The organism is Luteibacter sp. 22Crub2.1, assembly GCF_900167995.1.
GTDB classification, from domain to species: domain Bacteria; phylum Pseudomonadota; class Gammaproteobacteria; order Xanthomonadales; family Rhodanobacteraceae; genus Luteibacter; species Luteibacter mycovicinus.
This window is the reverse complement of record NZ_FUYT01000001.1, coordinates 375079-396706: the sequence shown is the minus strand read 5'-3', so window position 1 is coordinate 396706 and position 21628 is coordinate 375079. Positions and strand designations below refer to the sequence as shown.

At 65.9% G+C, this 21628-nt stretch carries 19 protein-coding genes; 10 read left to right on the top strand and 9 right to left on the bottom strand.

What is annotated here, in order from left to right:
• Window positions 1-275: 275 nt before the first annotated feature.
• A complete protein-coding gene (locus tag B5X73_RS01805; RefSeq protein WP_036112607.1) occupies window positions 276-725 on the bottom strand; it encodes a glycine zipper 2TM domain-containing protein in 450 nt (149 codons plus the stop codon).
• Between the two features lie 117 nt (window positions 726-842).
• Here B5X73_RS01805 and B5X73_RS01800 point away from each other — a divergent pair, with 117 nt between their 5' ends.
• Complete coding sequence (locus B5X73_RS01800) at window positions 843-2282, top strand: cryptochrome/photolyase family protein (RefSeq protein ID WP_079520322.1); 1440 nt, start codon at window positions 843-845, stop codon at window positions 2280-2282.
• Here the strand turns inward: B5X73_RS01800 and B5X73_RS01795 are convergent.
• A complete protein-coding gene (locus B5X73_RS01795; RefSeq protein WP_079520321.1) occupies window positions 2221-3705 on the bottom strand; it encodes an MFS transporter in 1485 nt (494 codons plus the stop codon). The two genes, B5X73_RS01800 and B5X73_RS01795, sit on opposite strands and share 62 nt — an antisense overlap.
• 102 nt (window positions 3706-3807) lie before the next feature.
• Between B5X73_RS01795 and ligA the strand changes: the two genes are divergently transcribed.
• Genes ligA through B5X73_RS01780 form a run of 3 tightly spaced genes read left to right on the top strand, consistent with a single transcriptional unit; the run spans window position 3808 to window position 7570 of the window.
• A complete protein-coding gene (ligA, locus tag B5X73_RS01790) occupies window positions 3808-6198 on the top strand; it encodes an NAD-dependent DNA ligase LigA (protein ID WP_079520320.1) in 2391 nt (796 codons plus the stop codon).
• 47 nt (window positions 6199-6245) lie between these two features.
• A complete protein-coding gene (gene epmA / locus B5X73_RS01785) occupies window positions 6246-7178 on the top strand; it encodes an EF-P lysine aminoacylase EpmA (RefSeq protein WP_254857195.1) in 933 nt (310 codons plus the stop codon).
• A gap of 2 nt (window positions 7179-7180) precedes the next feature.
• On the top strand, window positions 7181-7570 hold the full coding sequence (locus tag B5X73_RS01780; protein ID WP_079520318.1) for an SMU1112c/YaeR family gloxylase I-like metalloprotein: 390 nt from the start codon (window positions 7181-7183) through the stop codon (window positions 7568-7570).
• A 111-nt stretch (window positions 7571-7681) separates the two neighbouring features.
• Here the strand turns inward: B5X73_RS01780 and B5X73_RS01775 are convergent, their stop codons facing one another.
• Together B5X73_RS01775 and sbcB are read right to left on the bottom strand one after the other, a co-directional pair.
• Complete coding sequence (locus B5X73_RS01775; protein ID WP_043694491.1) at window positions 7682-8368, bottom strand: DUF2461 domain-containing protein; 687 nt, start codon at window positions 8366-8368, stop codon at window positions 7682-7684.
• Window positions 8369-8373: 5 nt separating this feature from the next.
• Window positions 8374-9798 carry an exodeoxyribonuclease I gene (sbcB, locus tag B5X73_RS01770; protein WP_079520317.1) on the bottom strand — a complete coding sequence of 475 codons (1425 nt, stop codon included), beginning with the start codon at window positions 9796-9798 and terminating at the stop codon, window positions 8374-8376.
• Window positions 9799-9874: 76 nt separating this feature from the next.
• Between sbcB and orn the strand changes: the two genes are divergently transcribed.
• From orn to B5X73_RS20860, 5 genes are all read left to right on the top strand, one after another.
• Window positions 9875-10441, top strand: a complete 567-nt coding sequence (gene orn, locus B5X73_RS01765; protein WP_036112618.1) for an oligoribonuclease — start codon at window positions 9875-9877, stop codon at window positions 10439-10441.
• Window positions 10442-10444: 3 nt separating this feature from the next.
• Window positions 10445-11344 carry a dihydropteroate synthase gene (folP, locus tag B5X73_RS01760; RefSeq protein ID WP_079520316.1) on the top strand — a complete coding sequence of 300 codons (900 nt, stop codon included), beginning with the start codon at window positions 10445-10447 and terminating at the stop codon, window positions 11342-11344.
• Window positions 11345-11498: 154 nt separating this feature from the next.
• The gene (gene glmM, locus B5X73_RS01755) at window positions 11499-12902 is read left to right on the top strand and encodes a phosphoglucosamine mutase (protein WP_079520315.1); all 1404 of its coding nucleotides are present in this window, start codon (window positions 11499-11501) and stop codon (window positions 12900-12902) included.
• Between the two features lie 18 nt (window positions 12903-12920).
• Window positions 12921-13856, top strand: a complete 936-nt coding sequence (locus tag B5X73_RS01750; protein ID WP_079520314.1) for an isopenicillin N synthase family dioxygenase — start codon at window positions 12921-12923, stop codon at window positions 13854-13856.
• A gap of 72 nt (window positions 13857-13928) precedes the next feature.
• Window positions 13929-14066, top strand: a complete 138-nt coding sequence (locus B5X73_RS20860; protein WP_176167683.1) for a hypothetical protein — start codon at window positions 13929-13931, stop codon at window positions 14064-14066.
• A 114-nt stretch (window positions 14067-14180) separates the two neighbouring features.
• On the opposite strand, the gene B5X73_RS01745 is transcribed toward B5X73_RS20860, so the two are convergent.
• The 5 genes from B5X73_RS01745 to B5X73_RS01725 form a co-directional block, all read right to left on the bottom strand.
• Entirely contained in the window at window positions 14181-15077 is an 897-nt protein-coding gene (locus tag B5X73_RS01745) for a DMT family transporter (RefSeq protein ID WP_079520313.1), read from the bottom strand.
• Between the two features lie 140 nt (window positions 15078-15217).
• Window positions 15218-17368, bottom strand: coding sequence for an AsmA family protein (locus B5X73_RS01740; RefSeq protein WP_079520312.1), 2151 nt, complete (start codon window positions 17366-17368; stop codon window positions 15218-15220).
• Window positions 17369-17498: 130 nt separating this feature from the next.
• The gene (locus tag B5X73_RS01735) at window positions 17499-18263 is read right to left on the bottom strand and encodes a siderophore-interacting protein (RefSeq protein WP_079520311.1); all 765 of its coding nucleotides are present in this window, start codon (window positions 18261-18263) and stop codon (window positions 17499-17501) included.
• The gene (locus B5X73_RS01730) at window positions 18260-18880 is read right to left on the bottom strand and encodes a PadR family transcriptional regulator (protein WP_079520310.1); all 621 of its coding nucleotides are present in this window, start codon (window positions 18878-18880) and stop codon (window positions 18260-18262) included. The genes B5X73_RS01735 and B5X73_RS01730 overlap by 4 nt, the downstream gene beginning before the upstream one ends.
• An 85-nt stretch (window positions 18881-18965) precedes the next feature.
• Window positions 18966-19931, bottom strand: a complete 966-nt coding sequence (locus B5X73_RS01725) for a thioredoxin family protein (protein WP_079520309.1) — start codon at window positions 19929-19931, stop codon at window positions 18966-18968.
• Window positions 19932-20048: 117 nt separating this feature from the next.
• Here B5X73_RS01725 and B5X73_RS01720 point away from each other — a divergent pair, with 117 nt between their 5' ends.
• The gene (locus B5X73_RS01720) at window positions 20049-21566 is read left to right on the top strand and encodes a fumarate hydratase (RefSeq protein WP_079520308.1); all 1518 of its coding nucleotides are present in this window, start codon (window positions 20049-20051) and stop codon (window positions 21564-21566) included.
• Window positions 21567-21628 lie beyond the last annotated feature (62 nt).

Below are 21628 nucleotides of genomic sequence, written 5' to 3'. Positions count from 1 at the left end.
CCGGCCGTTTTCGGGGAGGCAGGGACAGCCGACTCGAAAACCCCCAGTCGGAGCCCGACCCGGCCGAAGGCCATTGATACACGGCCGCGGTAGCGGCCTTTCCTTGAGGGGTCGCCGCAGGCGTGGGCGCGAGGGTGGCACCCGCCGGCTCTTGCTCGTGCCGCACGAACGCGGAGAGCCAAACGCGATGGCGAAGCCGAGCCCTCAGCTTAAAGCACACAAAAAAGGCCGGTCAAAAGACCGGCCTTCGAACAGCGAAGAAGTCGGAGCGCCTGTTACTGCACCCGCGACACGTTCCCGTTCTCGTCCACCACCACGATGTCGCCCTGGCGAATGGCGCTCGCATCCTTCACCTGGACATTGGTGTACCCACCACCGCCCATCTTCAGACGCAGCGTGTAGCTCTCGCTGCCGCCGCCCTTGCCGATCGCGTTACCGGCGAAGCCGCCGCCCACCGCGCCGCCGACGGTAGCCAGCTTGCGGCCGTTGCCCCTGCCGACCTGGTTGCCGAGTACGCCGCCGGCGATGGCGCCGATGACCGCACCCGCGGTGCCGTGGTCGCGGCCCTGGACGACGTTGTGTTCGATGCTCTGGACGACGCCGCACTGGTCGCAGCGGACGTAGATGCCGTCGCTGCGGGTCAGCGTGGCGGCCGAGGCCGGCGCGACTGCCGCCGTGGCGAGCAGGGCGGCCAGGGGAAGGCCGAGGACGGTCTTGACGTTCATGGAAAACTCCTCATTCGAACGGCGGGGACGGTGCCGTAGTGGGACCAGTCTAAGCATCGCTGCTGAATGGATGGCGAGCACGATTCACACTTCACACAAAGACTGGATACTAGGGGCATGACTACCGCCATCCTGTGGTTCCGCCGCGATCTTCGTCTTGCAGATAACCCCGCTCTCGTCGAGGCGATGAAGGCGCACGACCACGTCGTGCCGCTGTACATCCACGCCCCGGAGGAGGAGGGCGAGTGGGCACCCGGCGCCGCCGGGCGCTGGTGGCTGCACCATTCACTGGCGGCCCTGGATGCCTCGCTTGGGGCACACCGCGGGTCGCTGCAGATTCTGCATGGGTCGAGCCTCGATTCGCTGCGCGCCGCCGTCGAGGCGACCGGCGCCACGGCCGTGTACTTCAACCGGCTCTACGAACCGAAGGTCATCCGTCGCGACAAGGCCGTGCGCAAGGCGCTGGAGGAGGACGGTATCGACGTCGCCTCGTTCAACGCGTCGCTGTGGTGCGAGCCCTGGGACATCGCCACGAAACAGGACGAGCCCTACCGGGTGTTCACGCCGTTCTGGCGCAACCTCCGCACGCGGATCGACGAGGTCGGGCCGGTCGAGGCGCCGTCCCCCATGCACCTGGCGAGCCTGCCGACGTCGGTGGCGCTGGACGACCTGGCGCTGTTGCCGACACTCGACTGGGCCAGAGGCTTCGACGAATGGACGCCGGGCGAGCGGGGCGCTCACGAGATGCTCGAACTCTTTGCCGATGATGCCGTGGGCCACTACGTGGAAGGTCGCGACCTGCCTGCGAGGCATGGCACGTCAAGGATGTCGCCGCATCTGCACTGGGGTGAGATATCGCCCCTCCAGATCGCCGCGGGTCTGCGCGCCCACGCGGCAAGGACGAAGAAAAAGCCCGACATCGAGCCCTATCTGCGGCAGCTCGGCTGGCGCGAGTTCGCGCATCACCTGCTGTTCCACTTCCCCAAAACCCCGAAAGAAAACTTCAACCCGAAGTTCAACGGATTCCCCTGGGCGAAGCGCGATGCGCATGCGTTGCGCCGCTGGAAGCAGGGCAAGACGGGCATCCCCATCGTCGATGCGGGCATGCGGCAGCTCTGGGCCACCGGCTGGATGCACAACCGCGTGCGCATGCTGGTCGCCAGCCTGCTGACGAAGAACATGCGTCAGCACTGGGTGCTGGGCTCGAAGTGGTTCTGGGACACGCTGGTCGACGCGGACCTGGCCAACAACGCGCTGGGCTGGCAGTGGGTGGCGGGCAGCGGCGCCGATGCCGCGCCGTACTTCCGTATCTTCAACCCGGTGACGCAGTCGGAGAAATTCGACAAGGACGGGGCATACATCCGGCGGTGGGTGCCTGAGCTTCGCGATGCGCCCGGACGTCTGGTGCATGCGCCGTGGGAAGACGAAGCGTTCCTGAAGGCGTCGGGCTACCCGCGCCCGCTGGTCGATCTGAAGGCGACGCGCGACGACGCGCTTACCGCTTACCAGGCGTCGAAGAGCGATCGGGCGCCGTCCGCGGATCGTGCAGACGGCTGAAGATCCAGCTGGCACTGAGGGTGATCAGGCCGAGCACGATGACCGACCAGCGGAACGCCCAGACATAGCCCTGGGCGTTATGCGAACCGAGGAAGCCGGCCATCAGCAAGGATGCCAGTGCGATGCCGAAGCTCATCGACAGGTACTGCGCGGTCGAGGCCATCGAGGACGCCTGCGAGGCGTACTGCACGTCCAGGTCCACATAGGCCAGCGTGTTCATCGAGGTGTACTGCAAGGACATCACCGCGCCGTAGACGTAGACGAAAATGACGGTGACCCAGGCCGGCGTGTCGGCCGAAAGCAGCGCGAAGGAGCAAAGGACGGCCGAGACGGCGATGGTGTTGCCGAGCAGCAGGCGGCGATAGCCGAACTGAGTGAGCAGACGGTTGATGAAAGGCTTGACCGAGATCGAGCCGATCGCCTGCGGCACCATCATCATGCCGGCTACGAGGGGCGACCAGCCGCAACCGATCTGCAGGAACAGCACCAGCAGCAGATACATGCCGGAAACGCCCAGCCGCGTGAACAGGTTGCCGGCCAGCGAAACCCACACGCTGCGCACCTTCAGCAGCGAGAGGTCGCTCACCGGGAACTCGGTACGACGGCTATGCCGGACGTAAAGCATGCCCGTCGCGATCGCGGCAACCGCATAACCGAGCACGAGGGGCCAGTGGCCGTCGCCACCGGCGGTCTCGGCGGCCATCAGCAGCAGCGCCGATGCGCCGGCAAACAGGATAAAGCCCAGCGTATCGAAACGGTGCGCGGTATCCAGCCGGTAGTCCGGCATCTCGCGGCGATTCAGCAGCAGACCGACGATGCCGACCGGGACATTGATAAGGAAGATCAGCCGCCAGTTGGTGAACTCGACCAGCGCGCCGCCGACGAGCGGGCCGACCACCGATCCCAGCAGGCCGAAGGTGGCTACCGTCGTCATCGAACTGACGAACTCCCGGCGATCGATACTGCGCACCAGTACGTAGCGACCCACCGGCATCAGCGCCGCGCCGCCCAGGCCCTGGACGATACGCGAGGCGACCAGCTGCGGCAGGCTCTGGGCCACACCGCACAGCAATGAGCCCAGCGCGAAGACCAGGATCGCGCCGCCGAACACGCGGCGTGTGCCGAAGCGATCGCACAGCCACGGGCTCATCGGGATGAAGATCGCCAGCGTTAACACGTAGCTGGTGAGGGCGGTGCGCATGCTCAGCGGCGTCACCTGCAGCGCGTGGGAGATGGCGGGCACCGCGGTGTTGACGATCGTCGAATCCAGCGCCTGCATGAAGAATGCGGCCGACACCAGCCAGATCAGGCCGCGATAACGCGCCTTGCTGGACGGCTCTGCCGGAGCGAGGGCCGGTCGATCGGTGGGTAAGGCGTGGACGTCGGTCGAAATGGGGGTGTCAATGACGTCGGTCGGGGGCATGATCCGGGCGATTATAGCGGATCGAAACCTTGCTTTTGACGCGCCTTCGGCCGACAGTTCAGGGTCGCGTCTGCTTCGCTCATGCCATCACGGACCCTGCACATGCCTCAAGCCACCGCCCCCGAAGCTGAAGTCGCGCGCGCCGCCGAGCTGCGCCGCCGCATCGAGGATGCGAACTACCGCTACCACGTCCTCGACGATCCCGATATTGCCGACGCCGAGTACGACCGTCTCATGCGCGAGCTGGAGGCGCTCGAAGCCGAATACACCGATCTGGCCGCACTCGACTCGCCGACGCGTCGCGTGGGTGCGCGAGCCCATGGCGGTTTTGCCGAAGTCATACATGCCTTGCCGATGCTGTCGCTGGGCAACGCCTTCGAACAGGAGGGCGACACCGACCGCGAGAAGTACCGCGAGGTCGCCGACTTCGAGCGCCGTATCGAACAGACCCTGGGCCGCAAGCAACCCGTGTTTTCCGTCGAGCCCAAGCTCGATGGCCTCGCCATCAGTCTTCGTTATGAGGACGGCGTCTTCGTACAGGGCGCCACACGCGGCGACGGTGCGGTCGGTGAGGACGTCACCGCCAACCTGCGCACGGTGAAGGCGATTCCGCTGCGCCTGCGCGGTTCGGACTGGCCGCGCGTGCTGGAAGTGCGTGGCGAGGTGATCATGCCGCGCGCCGGCTTCGAGAAGTTCAACGAGCGTGCCCGCGAAGCCGGTGAGAAACCGCTCGCCAATCCGCGCAATGGCGCCGCGGGTTCGCTGCGTCAGCTGGATCCCGCCATCACAGCGAAGCGTCCGCTGGCGTTCTTCGCCTATGCGATCGGTCTGGTCGAGGACGGCGAGCTGCCGGATACGCATTCCGCGACGCTGGCGAAGCTGCGCGAATGGGGGTTTCCCGTATCGCCGGAAGTATCGACAGCGAAAGGCTTCGAGGGTCTCATCACCTACTTCCGCAAGATCGGCGAGAAGCGCGACAGTCTGCCGTACGACATCGACGGCGTCGTCTACAAGCTCGACGATTACGAAGGCCAGCAGGAAATGGGCTTCGTCTCGCGCGCACCGCGCTGGGCGATCGCTCACAAGTATCCGGCGCAGGAGCAGATGACCACCGTCGAGGCGATCGAGATCCAGATCGGTCGCACGGGTGCGGCAACGCCCGTGGCGCGTCTCACGCCGGTGCAGGTCGGTGGCGTCACCGTGACCAATGCGACGTTGCATAACGCCGACCAGGTCGCCCGCCTCGACGTCCGCATCGGCGATACGGTGATCGTGCGCCGCGCCGGCGACGTCATTCCCGAAGTCGCGCGCGTGGTGGAAGAGCGCCGGCCTGCGGGGACCGTCGCCTGGCGGATGCCTGCGACATGTCCCGTATGCGGATCCGAACTGCTCCGCGAAGAGGGCGCGGCGGCGTATCGCTGCTCCGGTGGCCTGATCTGCGCCGCGCAACGCAAGGAGGCGCTGATTCACTTCGCCTCGCGTCGCGCGATGGACATCGATGGCCTGGGCGATCGCTTCGTCGACGCGCTGGTCGAGTTCGACATGGTGCACACGCCAGCCGATCTGTATGCGATGACCGTCGACCGCTTCGTGCAGATGAAGACGCTGGCCGATGAGCGCGACGGTTCGACACCGGAGACGGTGAAGCAGGGCAAGGTCGCGACCCGGTGGGCCGAGAATCTCGTAGCCGCCATCGAGGCCAGCAAACAGTCGACGCTGCCGCGCTTCCTGTTCGGTCTCGGCATCATGCATATCGGCGAGAGCACGGCGAAAACGCTGGCGTCCTGGCTCGGTTCGCTGGAGTTCGTGCGACATACGCCGGCACCGGTGCTGCGAGTGCTGCCCGATATCGGCGACGAAGTGGCGACGTCGATCGCCGCCTTCTTCGAGCAGGAAGGTAACCAGAAGGTCGTCGATGCCCTGATCGGTGCGGGAATCGTCTTCGCCGACGAGGGCGCGCCGTCGCCGAAGCTGCGTGAGCGGCTGGGGCTGGATGTGCTGCTCGATGCGGCGAAGGTGCCCAAGCTGGGGCCGAAGAGCACGGCGACGCTGGCGAAGAACTACGCGAACCTCGATGCGCTGATCAAGGCCGGCGAGCACCAGTGGATCGTCGCCGGTGTGCCGCAGGCGGCGGCGTCGAATCTCAGTGCTTACCTCGCCGACAGCGATCGCGCGGCGGCTCTGCGTGCCAGTGCGGAGGCGATGGCCCGGCTGGCGGAGGCCTTGCCTGCGAAGGCGGCGGCGGCCTTGCCGCTGGAAGGGCTGACCTATGTGATCACTGGCACGATGGAAGCGCTGAAGCGCGATGACGCGACGGAGCGGCTGGAAGGTCTCGGCGCCAAGGTGGCGGGGTCGGTTTCGAAGAAGACGACGGCGGTGTTCGCCGGTGAGGCCGCGGGGTCGAAGCTCGATAAGGCGAAGGAGCTGGGCGTGCCGGTTTATACGGAGGCGGATCTGGTGGCGTTGCTGGCCGAGCATGGGGCGGCGCCGTGACAGCGGACCATCGCCGAAAGGGCTGGCTCCCGCGGGGGCGCGAGGCTTTGAGACTGCGGGCGGAGACGCTGGGCCGGATTCGCGCGTTCTTCCTCGAGCGCGGCGTGATGGAGGTGGAGACGCCCATGCTTTCCGCCGCCGGAAACACGGATCCCAATATCCAGAGCTTTACGGCCAGCTTCACCGGCCACGTGGATGCCGGTGCGCGTGAGCGCTGGATGCGTACGTCGCCGGAGTTTCCGCTGAAGCGCCTGCTCGCGGCGGGCGCGGGTGACATCTATGAGCTGGGGCGCGTGTTTCGCAACGGCGAGGCCGGCGGCAGGCACAACCCCGAGTTCACCATGCTCGAGTGGTATCGCGTGGGCTGGGATGACGTGAAGCTGGCGCGCGAGGTGATCGATCTGCTGGAGCGGCTGCTGGTGCAGGCGGGCAAGACGTTCGGCGTATACGAGACGACGTATCGCGGACTGTTTCACGACGCGCTGGGCATCGATCCGCTGGTCGATCCGGTCGAGAAACTTCAGGCGGCCATGAGCGGCACGGAGATCGACGGCGAAGGCCTCGAACGCGACGACTGGCTCGACGTCGTGCTGACCCATCGCATCCAGCCGTTTTTTCCGCGCGATCGCATCACGGTGGTGTATGACTTCCCGGCGAGCCAGTGTGCACTGGCGAAGATCCGTCACGACGACCCGCCGGTGGCCGAACGTTTCGAAGCCTATGTCGGGCCGTACGAAGTCGCCAACGGGTACCACGAACTGAACGATCCCGACGAGCAGAGGGCACGCTTCGAGCGTGACAACGCGAAGCGGCGGGAGCGGGGCGACCGCGAAGTGCCGATCGACGAGCGCTTGCTGAGTGTGCTCGCGGATATGCCGGATTGCGCGGGCGTCGCGCTGGGCGTCGAGCGCCTGCTGATGGTGCTGGCCGGTACGGATGCGATTGCCGACGTGCTGGCATTCCCGTTTTCGGAGGCGTGACGATGGGGATGCTCGAGGCCATTCACCACGTCGCGATCATCTGTTCGGACTATGCGAAGTCGAAGGCGTTTTATACCGAGACGCTGGGATTTCGCGTGGTGCACGAGGCGTATCGCGAAGCGCGTGACTCGTGGAAACTGGACCTGGAAGTGAGCCCAGGCGTGCAGATCGAGCTGTTTTCGTTTCCGTCCCCGCCGAAGAGGCCGTCACGGCCGGAGGCGCAGGGCCTGCGGCATCTCGCGTTTTCGGTAGGCGATATCGATGCGGTCGTGGCGACGTTGGCGGAGCGTGGCGTGGATTGCGAGCCGATTCGTGTGGACGAGTTTACGGGGAAGCGGTTTACCTTCTTCGCCGACCCGGATGATTTGCCGATTGAGTTGTATGAGAACTGAGGCGGGTTGAATCGCCCGCAAGGCGGGCTCCTACAGGTACGGCGGCACCCGGTGCCGATACCCTATGTAGGAGCGCGCCCCGCGCGCGATGCCCGTCCGCGCGCGATCCCCTCAAAACTCCAGCTCCTGCGCCGCACACAGATAATCCACCATCGGTGCCAGGCGCTTAAAGCTGTCCACCACGAACGGCAGCAGCTCCGACGAGCACGCCATCTCCTCATCGAAATTCTGCCCGGCGGCGAAATTCTTCCGCTTCAGATCCTCGATCAGCTCATGGTTCGGATCGAACCCGCGCGGCGGCCGCGTCAGGCTTTCACCCCAGAACTCGAAGCGCTCGCGAAACGCCTTCCCGTGCGTCGCCCGCTTCCATGAATCCGGGTTGTCCGCGAGAAAGTCGCGCAGCTTCTTCAGCACGGGCGGCTCGGGATGCCACATGCCGCCACCGGCGAAGCATTCGCCCGGCTGGATATGCAGATAAAAGCCGGGCGCCTGGATCTCATGCCGGCGCTCATGAAAGAAGCGCGATCCCTGCCAGCCCTTGTACGGCTGCTTGTCATTGGCGAAGCGCGTATCGCGATGAATGCGATACAGCGAGCCGCCGACCTTGCGCGTATCGGCGCGGTAATGCGGGCTGATCTTCTTCAGCGGCGCGTCGAGGTCGCCGATCAGCTGAAGGAACGGCTCGCGTACGTGACGCTCGTAATCCGCCTTGTGATCCTGGAACCACTCGCGGTTGTTGTTGCGCATGAGCGACTTGAAGAAACGAAAGGTCGCAGGCGTGAAATAAGTCTGGGCCATGGGTGTCAGAGCAGTTCGTGGCCCCACGCTTCCAGCTCGTCGAGCAGGGGCAGCGGGGAGCCGGGCAGGGCGCGGAGGGCGGTGAGTTCGAGCTGGTATTCGTCGAGCGTGAGCGAGGTCAGCGGGCCCCTGCGGGTGAGGCGCGCGACGCGAAACGCCTCCCAGCGCTCGTGCTCCTGTACCGAGAGGGTTTCGGGCCAGTTGCGCGCGCGATAACGGAACAGCAGTTCCGCGTAGCGCGGGTCGCGGAATGTGAAGCCACGCGAGCCCAGCTGGTCGGGCGGCGTGGCACGTACTTCGGCGAGCAGCCGCTTGTCCGCATCGGGCAGGAAGCCGCCGTACAGCGCGAGTTCCGGATCCTCGGCCGGCGGAAACTGGCCGGCCTGACCGTAGATGCGCCGCACCTTTTCGGCGAGGCCTTCCGCCTGGCGCAAAAGGGCGAGATGGCGTTCGACCGCGTCCATGTCCAGGCCGAGGCGGGTGTGGTCGGCACCCTTCAGGACGGAAAGCGGCGCAAGCGCCGGCGCGTTGTTCGCCTTGATCGTGCGCAACGCGATGCGTTCGACCCCTTCGGGCAGGTCGGCGCGCGACGTGAACACGCGGTCGGCCACATCGCCGTCGTCCAGCGCGAGCAGGTCGGCGGGATCGGCCGTGAGGTCGTAGACGATGATTTCTCCGGCGCGCGACGGATGCGCCGCCAGCGGCGCGATCACGGTCAGGCACTGGCGGCTGGCGGGGTAACGCGACGACACGTGCACCACCGGCGTCATCGCCGCTACGTCCAGCAGTTCGAAGACACGCTGTTTGCGGCGCAGGGCGAAGTACCAGTCCCACAGCTTCGGCTGGTGCCGGCGGATCAGGCGGGCGAGCGCGATCAGGGCTTCGACATCGGACAGCGCGTCGTGCGCGCGGTCCTGCTTGAGCCCATTGGCGGTGGCCAGGTGCTCGAGCCTGAAGCTGGGCAGGCCGTCCTCACGGGTCGGCCAGACGATGCCCTCGGGGCGCAGCGCCTGACACAGGCGCACGAGGTCGATCAGGTCCCAGCGGGAATTGCCGTTCTCCCATTCGCGACCGTACGGCTCGTAGAAATTGCGGTACAGGAGATGCCGGGTGAACTCGTCATCGAAGCGCAGCGAGTTGTAGCCCACGGTGCAGGTACCCGGCACGGACAGCTGCTCGTGGATCGCGGCGGCGAAGTCGGCTTCGCGCAGGCCTTCACGTGCGGTCAGCTGCGGAGCGATGCCGGTAATCAGGCAGGCGGCGGGCTGGGGCGGCATGTCGCGCGGCGGCTGGCAGTAGATCATCAGCGGCTCGCCGACGATCTCCAGGTTGGCGTCGGTGCGGATGCCGGCGAACTGGCTGGGACGGTCCCGCCGCGGGTCGGAGCCAAAGGTTTCGTAGTCGTGCCAGAAGAAGGTCGGTTCGGCCATCGGCACATCATCTCATGGGTCGACCTGCTTTCCACGCGCACTGCCGTTAGACTGGGCGACACCGTTAGGAGCCCCCATGACCGCAGCGCACGACGACAACCTCATCTGGATCGACCTGGAAATGACCGGTCTGGACACGGACAACGACTCCATCCTGGAGATCGCCACGATCGTGACCGACAAGGATCTGAACGTTCTGGCTGAGGGCCCGGTCTTCGCGATCTCGCATGCCGACGCGCGCCTGCAGCAGATGGACGCCTGGAATCGTAACCAGCACATGCGCTCGGGCCTCTGGGGTCGGGCCGTCGAGTCCGACACCGCACCGGGTGAAGCCGAAACGGCCACTATCGAATTCCTCAGGCAGTGGGTGCCCGCCGGCAAGTCGCCGATGTGCGGCAATTCCATCTGCCAGGACCGCCGCTTCCTGCATCGCGAGATGCCGAAGCTGGAGCGCTTCTTCCATTACCGCAACCTCGACGTATCCACGCTGAAAGAGCTGTCGCGTCGCTGGTCGCCGGACATCGCGCGCGGCTTCAACAAGGACTCCGCTCACACCGCGCTGTCCGACATCCGCGATTCGATCGAAGAGCTTCGCTATTACCGTCGCTTCATGGGCCCGATGGGCGGCCCGCAGCAGGGCTGAGCCATGAATCCCTTCGCCACCTCGCTGGACTGCAACGGGCGCGCACTGGTCCTCGACCGGCCGCGTGTCGTCGGCATCGTCAACGTCACGCCGGATTCGTTTTCGGACGGCGGCCGGTACGACACGCTCGACGCCGCCTACGAGCACGCCCTGCGCCTGGTCGAAGAAGGCGCCGACATGCTCGACATCGGCGGTGAGTCCACCCGCCCCGGTGCGGACGACGTCGGCGCCGCGGAAGAAATCCGTCGCGTGGTCCCGTTGATCGAGCGGCTGGCCGCGGCGACCACCGTGCCGCTCTCGATCGACACCTCCAAGGCGGAGGTGATGCGTGCCGCCGTCGGCGCAGGCGCCGGCATGATCAACGATGTCTTCGCGCTGCGTCGTGAGGGGGCGCTCGATACCGCCGCCGATCTGCGGGTGCCGGTCTGTCTGATGCACATGCAGGGCGAGCCCCGGGGCATGCAGGACGCGCCGGATTACGACGACGTGGTCGGCGAGGTCCATCGCTTCCTGACCGACCGGCTGTTCTCGTGTGAACTGGCCGGCATCGATCGCAGGCGGGTGCTGGTCGACCCGGGCTTCGGATTCGGCAAGAACCTCGAGCACAACCTGGCCCTGCTGCGCGCCACGGGGCGCTTCGCGGAACTCGGCGCCGGGGCGTACGTCGGTCTGTCGCGCAAGTCGATGATCGGCGCCATCACCGGTCGTGACGATCCGCGCGCCCGGGTGTCCGGCTCGGTCGCCGCCGCCCTGATCGCCGTGCAGCGTGGCGCCATCCTGGTCCGGGTGCACGACGTGGCCGCCACGGTGGACGCCCTGGCCGTGCAGCACGCCGTCCAGGCCGGCGACACCGCCGCCCGGGTCGACAAACCCACGATGCCGCGCTGGCCGGACGACGACTGAGCCGGGGTCGCGCGCGGGCGCCGGGGTCGCGCGCAGGGCGCGCTCCTACAGGCGGCTTTTGTAGGAGCGCGCCCTGCGCGCGAAAAGCCGACAAGGCGACGACGCGGCATCCCCCATCCGGAGGTATCCTTCCAACCCCGGAAAGGAATTAGCCATGAGCGAACGCAAATACTTCGGTACGGACGGCATCCGTGGCCACGTCGGCTCGTACCCGATCAGCGCCGACTTCATCCTGCGACTGGGCCGTGCCGCCGGTGCCGTGCTGGCGCGCCGCCGCGCCGCCGACCGCCGCGGGGCCGGTGCCGGTCCCGATCGCCGCGACCCCAACCGCAAGGTGCTGGTGGTCATCGGCAAGGACACCCGCGTGTCCGGCTACATGTTCGAAGCCGCGCTGGAAGCCGGTCTGGTCGCCTCCGGTGCCGACGTCCGCCTGCTCGGCCCGATGCCCACACCGGGCGTGGCTTACCTGACGCGTTCCCTGCGCGCCGACGCCGGTATCGTCATCAGCGCCTCGCACAATCCGCACCAGGACAACGGCATCAAGTTCTTTTCCGGGCAGGGCGAAAAGCTGGACGATTCGCTCGAGGCCGAGATCGAGGCCGAGCTCGAGGCTGACTTCGCCACCGTGGCGTCCGAAGCGTTGGGCAAGGCCCGCCGCGTCGACGACGCGGTGACCAAGTACGCCGAGTTCTGCAAGTCCACCGTGGCCGACGAGTTCTCGCTGCGCGGCATGCGTCTGGTGCTGGACTGCGCCCACGGCGCCACCTACCAGGTCGCGCCCAAGGTGTTCACGGAGCTGGGGGCCGAGGTCTCGACCATCGGTGCCGAGCCGGACGGCCTCAACATCAACCGCGGCGTCGGTTCCACGGCCCCCGAGGCGCTGGCCAGGGCCGTGGTCGAGCGCGGGGCCGACCTGGGCATCGCCTTCGACGGTGACGGCGACCGCGTCCGCATCGTCGATGCCGACGGCTCGGTCACCGATGGCGACGACATGCTGTACGTGATCGCGCGCCACTGGAAGCGCAAGGCATCCCTGCCGGGTCCCGTCGTCGGCACGTTGATGAGCAACTATGGCCTGCAGCGTGCGCTGAAGGCGATGGACATCCCCTTCGTGCGCGCCAATGTGGGCGATCGCTACGTCCTGCAGCAGCTCAAGGAACACGGCGGCATCCTCGGCGGCGAGACGTCCGGGCACGTGCTGTGCCTCGACCGCTTCACCACGGGCGATGGCATCGTCGCCGCGCTGGCCCTGCTCGAATGCCTGGCCGAGACGGGGGAGACCTTCGGCGAGGCCCGTGCCGGTCTGGTCAAGCTGCCGCAGACGATGCTCAACGTGCGCGTGCAGGGCGCCAAGGCGGCGCTGGGCAGCGACACGGTGAAGCAGGCGCTTGCCGAGGTGGAAGCCGTACTGGAAGGACGCGGGCGCGTCGTACTGCGGGCTTCGGGTACCGAACCGCTGGTCCGCGTCACCATCGAGGCCGCCGACGCGGCCGAAGTGGAACGTCTGGCGGGGCAGCTGGCCGAGGCCGTAAAATCGGCGGCCCAGGCAACCGCCTGAACGAAATCCGGAAGCAGCATGAAGAAGGTTCCCACCCTCGATATCCGTCGTTACGAGACCGACCGCGACGCCTTCGTCGCCGAGCTCGGCGCGGCCTATCGCGAATTCGGTTTCTGCGGCATCAGCGGTCACGGCATCCCGAAGGAAGCCATCGACGGCGCGTACGACGCCTTCGTGCGCTTCTTCGCGCTGCCCGACGAGACCAAGCGGCAGTACCACATCTCCGGCGGTGGCGGTGCGCGCGGCTACACGCCGTTCAAGGTCGAGACCGCCAAGGACAGCAAGTTCGCCGATCTCAAGGAGTTCTGGCACATCGGTCGCGAGATCCCGCGCGACTCGAAGTTTGCCGACGTGATGCCGGCCAACGTGTGGCCGTCCGAGGTGCCGGACTTCAAGGAAAAGGGCTACGGCATCTACGACGCGCTGGACCAGCTCGGCGCGCGCGTGCTGCGCGCCCTGGCCCTGCACATCGACCTGCCGGAGCGTTTCTTCGACGACAAGATCGACTCGGGCAATTCCATCCTGCGTCCGATCCATTACCCGCCGATCGTGCAGGACGACGTGCCCAACGTGCGCGCCGGTGCGCATGAGGACATCAACTTCATCACGCTGCTGGTGGGCGCGAGCGCGGAGGGCCTCGAGGTACTCACGCGTGAAGGTGAGTGGCTGCCGATCACCACCGAGGGTGACGCCATCGTCGTCAACATCGGCGACATGCTGCAGCGCCTCACCAACCATGTGTACCCGTCGACGACGCACCGCGTGACCAACCCGCAGAACGCCAACGCCCGCAAGCCGCGCTATTCGGTGCCGTTCTTCCTGCATCCGAACCCGGATGTCGTGCTGGACGTGCTGCCGTCCTGCATCACGCCCGAGAACCCGAAGCGCTACCCGGAGCCGATCACGGCGCACGAGTATCTTCAGGAACGTCTGCGCGAGATCAAACTGATCTGACTCCGCCTTAGCGGCTTTTTCACCGGGAGGGTCCCACGATGGACCCTCCCGGTTTTCGTTCCGGAGTACCTCGTGAAGACATCCAGCCAGCAAACGCCGGCCAAGCCGTCGTCTACCCGAAAAAAGGCCGCCTCCACCAAGGGCAGCGTGCGCACCTCCGGTAAGCGCGTGCGCCGCCAGCGCACGATGCGCGCACGCGGCCGGGCATAAACAGCGCCATCCCCCACGCAAAGCTCCTGTAGGAGCGCGCCCCGCGCGCGACATCCCTTGCAGAAGCCTGCCCCGCGCGCGACGCCCCATGCAGGAGCGCGCCCGCGCGCGACCCTAAGGCACCACCAGATCCGACGTCTCCGCCTTCTCACCCCTATGCAGATAAGGATGAGCAAACACGGCGCCCAGAATGATCGCCACCCCCATATAAAACGCCCAGCCCAGCTCCTTCTGCTCTCCCAGCAGCGGAATGGCTAGGACGATCGCATACACCGGCTCCAGATTCGTCACCATCTGCGTCGCGAAGGCGGTGAGATGCCGTAACGCCGTCAGCGCCAGGACGAAGGGCAGCAGCGTGCACCCATAGGCCAACAAAACGATCAGTGCCCCGTCGTGCAGATCGGGCACGGGGAATGCCGTGCCCGGCCTGAACGGTGCAAGCACGGTAAGGAACAGGGTGCCCGTGCCCAGCTCGATACAGGTCACTGTGAGCGAATCGGCCTTATCGATGAGCCGCTTGTTGAACGCGCTGAAGAACGCCACGAACAACGCGGACAGCACGCCAACGGCGAGGCCGATCCGCATCTCACCCGGCACGCCGCCGGCGACCAGCGCCACGCCGGGTACGACGGCGGCACCGATCAGCAATTCGCGTGGATCGAAGCGTCGTCCGGCCACCCATGGCTCGACCACGGCCAGAAATGCGGGGCATAGCGCGATACACGTCGCGGCGACCGAGGCGTTGGCCAGTTTGATCGCGCCGTAAAACGTCAGCCAGTGCAGCGCGACGATGACGCCGATCCCCGCATAGGACAGCAGCAGCTTTGGCGGAAGCGCGCGTATCGCTCGCCACACCCGGGGCACGCAGAGCAGGGTTCCGGAGACCAGCAACATTCGCCACCAGACCAGGGGCAGGGCGGCCAGGGTGATCAGCTTGCCGAGGATGGCGGTAAAGCCCCAGAGCAGGACGCAGAAGTGGATCTGGAGATGGGCTTTACGGGAAGGCGACATGCGCGAAGCTTGCCGGGGCCGTGGCGCATCCACAAGCGCCACAGCGCACCCGTAGGAGCGCGCCTTCCGGGCGATGCTCTTGGTCAACGCCCGTCAGGGCAAAAAAAAGCATCGCGCGCAGGGCGCGCTCCTACGGTGGGTTACCGGCCCTTGGTCTTCCCAGCCGGCGGGGCCTTAGGCGGGTTGTTCCGGATGTCGTCGAGCAACGGCTTGCACTGCGTCGCATCCGCTTTGCCGCTCTCCGGCACAGCCAGCGCACCGAGAGCAGCGACAGGAGCGGCAAACACCGCCAGCGCCGCCGCACCGCCCGCACGCAGGATCAGCGGCCCGGCGTGCACGCCGACCGAGGGGTTCTTCATCGTCCCGTGCACATACAGCGGCGAGCGCAGCGAGAAGAGACGGAAACCCTTCGTATGCGGAACGATGTCGAGATTGAGCTTTTCATCCCGGAAGTTGATATTGCCGTTGACGTTGATCAAGGCCTTCTCGGTATCGAGCGCGAAGAGGCGTGACTCCATGTCGCCATTGGTCGCCACCAGATCGGCGGCCATGCAGTTGATCTTGACTACCTCATCGCCGAAGAGCTTGTTCACCGCGTAGCTGCCGACATTCAGGCCGGCGAGTTCCAGCAGCGAACTGCTGATGGCGCCGTCGTTGATCAGCAGCTTCACCTCGCCGTTCGAGCTGCCCAGCAGGGCGGCGGGCGAGTTGCCCGTGGCGGTGAGGGACGCATCGCCATTGAGCTCGCCGAAGCTGGTCTGCATCGGCGCGAAGGTCGGGAAGAGCTCCTTCAGCTTCAGATGGCGGGCGCCCAGATTGAAGCCACCCCTTAAGGGCGTCTTCGATCCGTCCAGCTTGATGTTGCTGCCGACCGTGCCGCCGGCCACGCCGAACTTCAGCGGGTCGAGGATCAGCACGGCGTCCTTCATGATGAGGTGGGTGTAGAGGTTGTCGATCGGCAGACGCTCACCGTGGACGATCTTCACGCCGGTGAACTCGACATCCGCGTCCATCGCGTTCCAGCGATCGGTCTTGAACGGCTCGACGGGCAGCACTTTGTCAGCGGGCTGCTTCACCGCGTCGCCGCGCTCGGCCTTTTCTTCGTTCGAGCCACCGCCGATGAGCGGGGCCAGATCGCTGAAGAGCAACTGGTTGGACTTCAGCGCGCCGGTCAGCTTCGGACGCGGTGCGCCCGTGTTGAACGTCAGACTCCCGCCCAGGTCGCTGCCTCCCACCTTGCCGGTGAAGTGGTCATAGGTGAAGACGCTTGCGCCCTTCTTCAGATTGGCCTTGAGGTGGCCCTCGGTGGCGAACGGCGGCGTGTCCGGCAGGGTCACGCCGGTCAGGTCATACAGATGCGACATGCTCGTGCCGGAAAACCACAGGCGGACGTCCAGCGCGCCCATGTTGATCGGGTCGGTAAGGGTACCGACGAAGGCGATATGCGTATCGCCGAAGCGCGCGTCGGCCGCGACCGGGAAGGGACGGTTCGAGTCGCGGAGCGCGAGCACGCCGCCGGTCTTCGCCTTTGCGGTCACCGTCGACTTCTTGTACGTGCCCTTGGCTTCCCACGCGAACTGATAGACCTGCTTCTTCTTGGTCTCGTCGTTGCGGTCCTTCTCGTCCGCGTCGCTCTTCGACATCGCTTTGGCGCTGGCGCCCGTGGTCTTCTTTGCCTGCGCGCGCGAGTCGGTCTCCTGCTGCGCCATGATCTCGTCGAACGGGATGCCCTTGCTCAGTGGCGTCACGTCGATGCCCATGGCGATCTGGGTCTGCGCATCGTTGAAATCGATGTGACCCTTGTCGAACGCGATCGCGTTGAGTTCGAGCTGCCACTCGGACGGGCCCGTGCTTTCCGGCAGCTTGAAGGTCCACGTGTTGTCACCGTTCTTCACTCGCTGAAGATCGATCTTCGGCTGGCCAAGACGAATCTCCGGCACCACGATGCGGTGCGAGATCAGCGGGAAGGGCGAGAGGCGGAACTGGAGGGAGTCGAGCGTAGCGAACTGCTTCGTCTTCGCCCAGTCGGGATTGGCGACGGTGATGTCACGCGCTTCGAAGTGCGGCCAGGGGATCAGGCTGACCAGCCCGCTTTCACCCGGCTCGCGCGACCAGTGCGCTGAAAGGTCGCCATTGATCGCGAAAGGACGGCCGATGGCCTCCGAGACCTTCTCGTTGATCGTCGGCTTCAACCGGTTCCAGTCGAAGAACGCGATGAACAAGATGATCGCAACGATCAGCAGGACGAAGATCCCGATAACCCAGGCCAGTATTTTCCTTCCACGTCGCATCGTCACTTCTCCACTCCCATAACGGAGACAGAGGTAACGTGATCGCCGCCAACGTTATGTGTTCACGGAAGGCGGCGATTAAGCGTCGTGCAGGGGAGGTGATTGCGGGAGTATCGGAGGCCCCGCGGCATCAGTCGGCCTGCCAGTACCCCGTCGCCTTCACCCAGTCCTTGTCGATCCCGCGCGTTTCGACGAGCAGCGAACGCAGGGATCGCGCACGCTTCGACTCCGTGGCCACCCACCAGAATGTATCGCCGCGCGGGATCGGCAGCGCCGCCAGAGTGTCGTCCAGTGAGGGCAACGAGCGATCGCGCACGAACCAGTGCACATCCCGCGCGAGTATCTGCTTCTCTTCGTTGGAGCCGATCTCGACCAGTACGGTCACGGGTGTCGAGGCAGGCAGCTCCTCGAGCCAGCGGCCGATCGCAGGCAGCGCGGTTTCGTCGCCGACCAGCACGTAATGATCGAAGTCGTGGGGCACGATCATCGATCCCCGCGGCCCGCCGACACCGAGGGTGTCACCGACCTTCACCCGCTCCGCCCAGGTCGAGGCCGGGCCTTCCCCGTGCAGAACGAAGTCGATGTCGAGCTCGTTATGCGCGGCGTTGTAGCGGCGCGGCGTGTAATCCCGGGCGGGCGACGGGGTGACACCCTCGGCGAACACCGGGCCTTCCGGGGTCATCGTCGGCGTGTTGATCGCGCCGTCGTCGACGGGGAAGAACAGCTTGACGTGGTCGTCGGGCGAGGCGGTGACGAAGCCCTCGAGGTCCGGGCCGGTGACCGTCACCCGCACCATGTGCGGGGTCAGGTTCTGCACGCGGGACACGCTGAGCTTGCGCATCTTCAGTTCGTGGCGGACGCGGGTGATGGCGTGGCGCTCGGTGATATCGCTCATGCGCTGCGCTCCGCGATGGCCCTGGCGGTGGCTTCGAGCAGCTTTGCGACGCGATGCAGCTCGGCCTCGTCCCATGCCTTGTGGTGGTTGATCAGCTGGTGCTTCAGCGTGTGCATCGCCTCGCGTACCTCGTTGGGAACGCTCATGCGGCGCATGTGGCGCGACATGACCTGCAGGCGCTCGGTCAGGGCTTCCAGCGTGTCGCGGTTTTCCTGAAGGAAGGTGCTGCCGGCTTCGGTGATCGCATAGAGCTTCTTGCCACCGGTCTCGGCCTCGACCCGGGCGTAGCCCAGCTCTTCGAGCATGGTGAGGGTGGGATAGATGGCGCCCGGGCTCGGGCTGTACTGGCCCTCGAACATCTCCTCGATGGTGCGGATCAGCTCGTAGCCATGGCGCGGCTGTTCTTCGATCAGGGCGAGCAGAAGGAGGCGCAGGTCGCCGGTGCCGAACATGCGGCCGCCGAAACGACCGCCGCCGCGGCCGCCGCGCATACCGTCGCCGCGGTCGTCGAAGCCGAAGGCGCCGCCGCCGAAGCGACCGCCCGGACCGCCGCGGCCCATGGCCATGGCCGCCATCTTGTCGTGGAAGCGGTGTTTCGCGTGGTGGAAAAAGTGCATGGGGGTGCTCCAGATATATCGTACGTAGTGGTCGTACGATATATCTTAAGAAACACTCTTGGCAAGACCCGCGCTGGCGCCCCTCCTAGCCGAAGGTGAACGTGAACGCGTGGAACCCGCCCTTCGGAATCTTGATCGTCAGCACGTGGTCCTTGTATCCGTCGCCATCGAACAGGGTGTACAGCTGGCTCTTCTGGACGGTCACCGGCGCCATCGGCTTGCCGTCCACCGCGATCTCCAGTGTCACGGCATCGTTCGCGCTCGCCACCATATGCACCTTCTTCGCCTTGAAATGCAGGCGAATCTCACCGTTGGCGCCCACCAGCGTGGCGTTCTGGCGACCGATCTCCCACTTGCCGATCAGTGCGAACTGGTTGAGCTCCAGCCTCGACGGCGCCGTGAAATCGCGGGTACCGGCGCTGTCGCCGCCCGGGCTGGCATTGTTCTTCGCACGGTCGCTGCCGAAATACATTTCCGGCGAGCCCAGCTGGGTGAAGTCCGGCGCGTCCTTGTCGGCTTCGGCGGTGGCCTCGAGACGGGGCAGGCCGAGCAGGGTACGGATCGCGTTTTCCATCTCGGCGTAATTGCCCTCGCCGAAATGATGGGCGATGACGTTGCCGCGCTGGTCGACCAGATACTCGGCCGGCCAGTACTGGTTATCCCAGGCGTCCCAGGTCTCCAGATCGTTGTCCTGGGCCACCGGGTACTTGATGTTGTACTTCGCGATGGCGTCGCGGACATTACCGTCCTGCTTCTCGAAGGCGAACTCCGGCGAGTGAACGCCGACGATCACCAGACCCTTGTCCTTGTACTGGTCGTACCAGCGGGTGACGTGGGGCAGGGTGCGCAGGCAGTTGATGCAGGAATATGCCCAGAAGTCGATCAGCACGACCTTGCCGCGCAGGCTCTTCATGGTCAGGGGCCTGGAATTCTGCCAGTTAGCGATGCCGGCGAATTCCGGGGCGGTCTGGGCGGCCATGGCGGGCGTGGCCGCCGCGAAGGCGGTCAGCGCGACGAGCAGGGCGAAAAAGGTGTGACGTAGCTGACGCATGAAAACTCCGTGGTTCCTGGGTACCGGAAGAAGACCGGTCGATCGCCCGGCACCTTACACCGGCCGGGTGCGCTAAAATCGCTGCTTTGCCAGCCCCCGCGAGCCAGCCGAAGCGCCATGACCTCGATCAAGCAGGACGACCTCATCACCAGCGTCGCCGACGCTCTCCAGTACATCTCGTACTATCACCCGGTCGACTACATCAAAAACCTCTCCGCCGCATACGAGCGTGAAGAGTCGCCGGCCGCCAGGGACGCCATCGCCCAGATCCTCATCAACTCGCGCATGTGCGCCGAGGGCCACCGCCCGATCTGCCAGGACACCGGCATCGTTACGGTGTTTCTCAAGGTCGGCATGAACGTGCGCTGGGACGATGCGACGATGGGCGTCGAGGACATGGTCAACGAGGGTGTGCGCCGCGCGTACAACCATCCGGACAACAAGCTGCGCGCCTCGGTCCTGGCCGACCCGGCGGGCAAGCGCATGAACACCCGCGACAACACGCCGGCCGTGGTCAACGTGTCGATCGTGCCGGGCGACAAGGTCGACGTGATCGTCGCCGCCAAGGGCGGCGGTTCGGAAGCCAAGTCCAAGTTCGCGATGCTCAACCCCTCCGATTCCATCGTCGACTGGGTGCTGAAGACCGTGCCGACCATGGGCGCCGGCTGGTGCCCGCCGGGCATGCTCGGTATCGGCATCGGCGGCACCGCCGAGAAAGCGATGCTGCTGGCGAAGGAAGCGCTGATGGAGCCGATCGACATCGTCGACCTCATCGCGCGCGGTCCGTCCAACCGTGCCGAAGAACTGCGCCTCGAGCTGTACGAGAAGGTCAACGCACTGGGGATCGGCGCGCAGGGCCTCGGTGGCCTGACCACCGTGCTCGACATCAAGGTCAAGGATTACCCGACCCATGCCGCCAACCTGCCAGTCGCGCTGATTCCCAACTGCGCCGCCACGCGTCATGCGCACTTCGTGCTCGACGGGTCCGGCCCGGTGGCGCTCGATCCGCCGTCGCTGGAAGACTGGCCGAAACTCACCTACGACTCGTCCAAGGGCCGTCGCGTCGACCTCGACACGATCACCCGTGAGGACGTGCTCGACTGGAAGCCCGGCGAAACGATCCTGCTCAACGGCAAGCTGCTCACCGGTCGCGACGCCGCGCACAAGCGCATGATCGACATGTTGAACCGCGGCGAGACGCTGCCGGTCGACTTCACCAACCGCTTCATCTACTACGTCGGCCCCGTCGATCCGGTGCGTGACGAAGTGGTGGGCCCGGCCGGTCCGACCACCGCGACGCGCATGGACAAGTTCACCCGTCAGATGCTCGAGACCACCGGTCTGCTCGGCATGGTCGGCAAGAGCGAGCGCGGTCCGGCCGCTATCGAGGCCATTCGCGACAACAAGGCCGTTTACCTGATGGCCGTGGGTGGTTCGGCGTATCTCGTGTCCAAGGCGATCAAGGCGTCGCGGGTGCTGGCGTTCGAAGACCTCGGGATGGAAGCGATCTACGAGTTCGAGGTCAAGGACATGCCGGTGACGGTAGCGGTCGACAGCGCCGGCACGTCGGTGCATGAGACCGGCCCGAAGGAATGGAAGTCGAAAATCGGCAAGATTCCCGTAGTCGTCATGTAGGAGCGCGCCTGCGCGCGACCGATCAAGGGGCACCGGTCCCGGTCACCGGGTCACCGGTCACC

What these genes read in the sequence shown, in the direction of transcription:
- folP (WP_079520316.1), top strand. Translation starts at nt 10,445, where the DNA reads ATGAATCCCTTCGCCACCTCGCTGGACTGCAACGGGCGCGCACTGGTC.
- glmM (WP_079520315.1), top strand. Translation starts at nt 11,499, where the DNA reads ATGAGCGAACGCAAATACTTCGGTACGGACGGCATCCGTGGCCACGTC.
- B5X73_RS01720 (WP_079520308.1), top strand. Translation starts at nt 20,049, where the DNA reads ATGACCTCGATCAAGCAGGACGACCTCATCACCAGCGTCGCCGACGCT.
- B5X73_RS01745 (WP_079520313.1), bottom strand. Translation starts at nt 15,077, where the DNA reads ATGTCGCCTTCCCGTAAAGCCCATCTCCAGATCCACTTCTGCGTCCTG.
- B5X73_RS01800 (WP_079520322.1), top strand. Translation starts at nt 843, where the DNA reads ATGACTACCGCCATCCTGTGGTTCCGCCGCGATCTTCGTCTTGCAGAT.
- B5X73_RS01750 (WP_079520314.1), top strand. Translation starts at nt 12,921, where the DNA reads ATGAAGAAGGTTCCCACCCTCGATATCCGTCGTTACGAGACCGACCGC.
- B5X73_RS01730 (WP_079520310.1), bottom strand. Translation starts at nt 18,880, where the DNA reads ATGCACTTTTTCCACCACGCGAAACACCGCTTCCACGACAAGATGGCG.
- B5X73_RS01795 (WP_079520321.1), bottom strand. Translation starts at nt 3,705, where the DNA reads ATGCCCCCGACCGACGTCATTGACACCCCCATTTCGACCGACGTCCAC.
- B5X73_RS01735 (WP_079520311.1), bottom strand. Translation starts at nt 18,263, where the DNA reads ATGAGCGATATCACCGAGCGCCACGCCATCACCCGCGTCCGCCACGAA.
- B5X73_RS01780 (WP_079520318.1), top strand. Translation starts at nt 7,181, where the DNA reads ATGGGGATGCTCGAGGCCATTCACCACGTCGCGATCATCTGTTCGGAC.
- B5X73_RS01740 (WP_079520312.1), bottom strand. Translation starts at nt 17,368, where the DNA reads ATGCGACGTGGAAGGAAAATACTGGCCTGGGTTATCGGGATCTTCGTC.
- B5X73_RS01805 (WP_036112607.1), bottom strand. Translation starts at nt 725, where the DNA reads ATGAACGTCAAGACCGTCCTCGGCCTTCCCCTGGCCGCCCTGCTCGCC.
- B5X73_RS01725 (WP_079520309.1), bottom strand. Translation starts at nt 19,931, where the DNA reads ATGCGTCAGCTACGTCACACCTTTTTCGCCCTGCTCGTCGCGCTGACC.
- sbcB (WP_079520317.1), bottom strand. Translation starts at nt 9,798, where the DNA reads ATGGCCGAACCGACCTTCTTCTGGCACGACTACGAAACCTTTGGCTCC.
- ligA (WP_079520320.1), top strand. Translation starts at nt 3,808, where the DNA reads ATGCCTCAAGCCACCGCCCCCGAAGCTGAAGTCGCGCGCGCCGCCGAG.
- B5X73_RS01775 (WP_043694491.1), bottom strand. Translation starts at nt 8,368, where the DNA reads ATGGCCCAGACTTATTTCACGCCTGCGACCTTTCGTTTCTTCAAGTCG.
- orn (WP_036112618.1), top strand. Translation starts at nt 9,875, where the DNA reads ATGACCGCAGCGCACGACGACAACCTCATCTGGATCGACCTGGAAATG.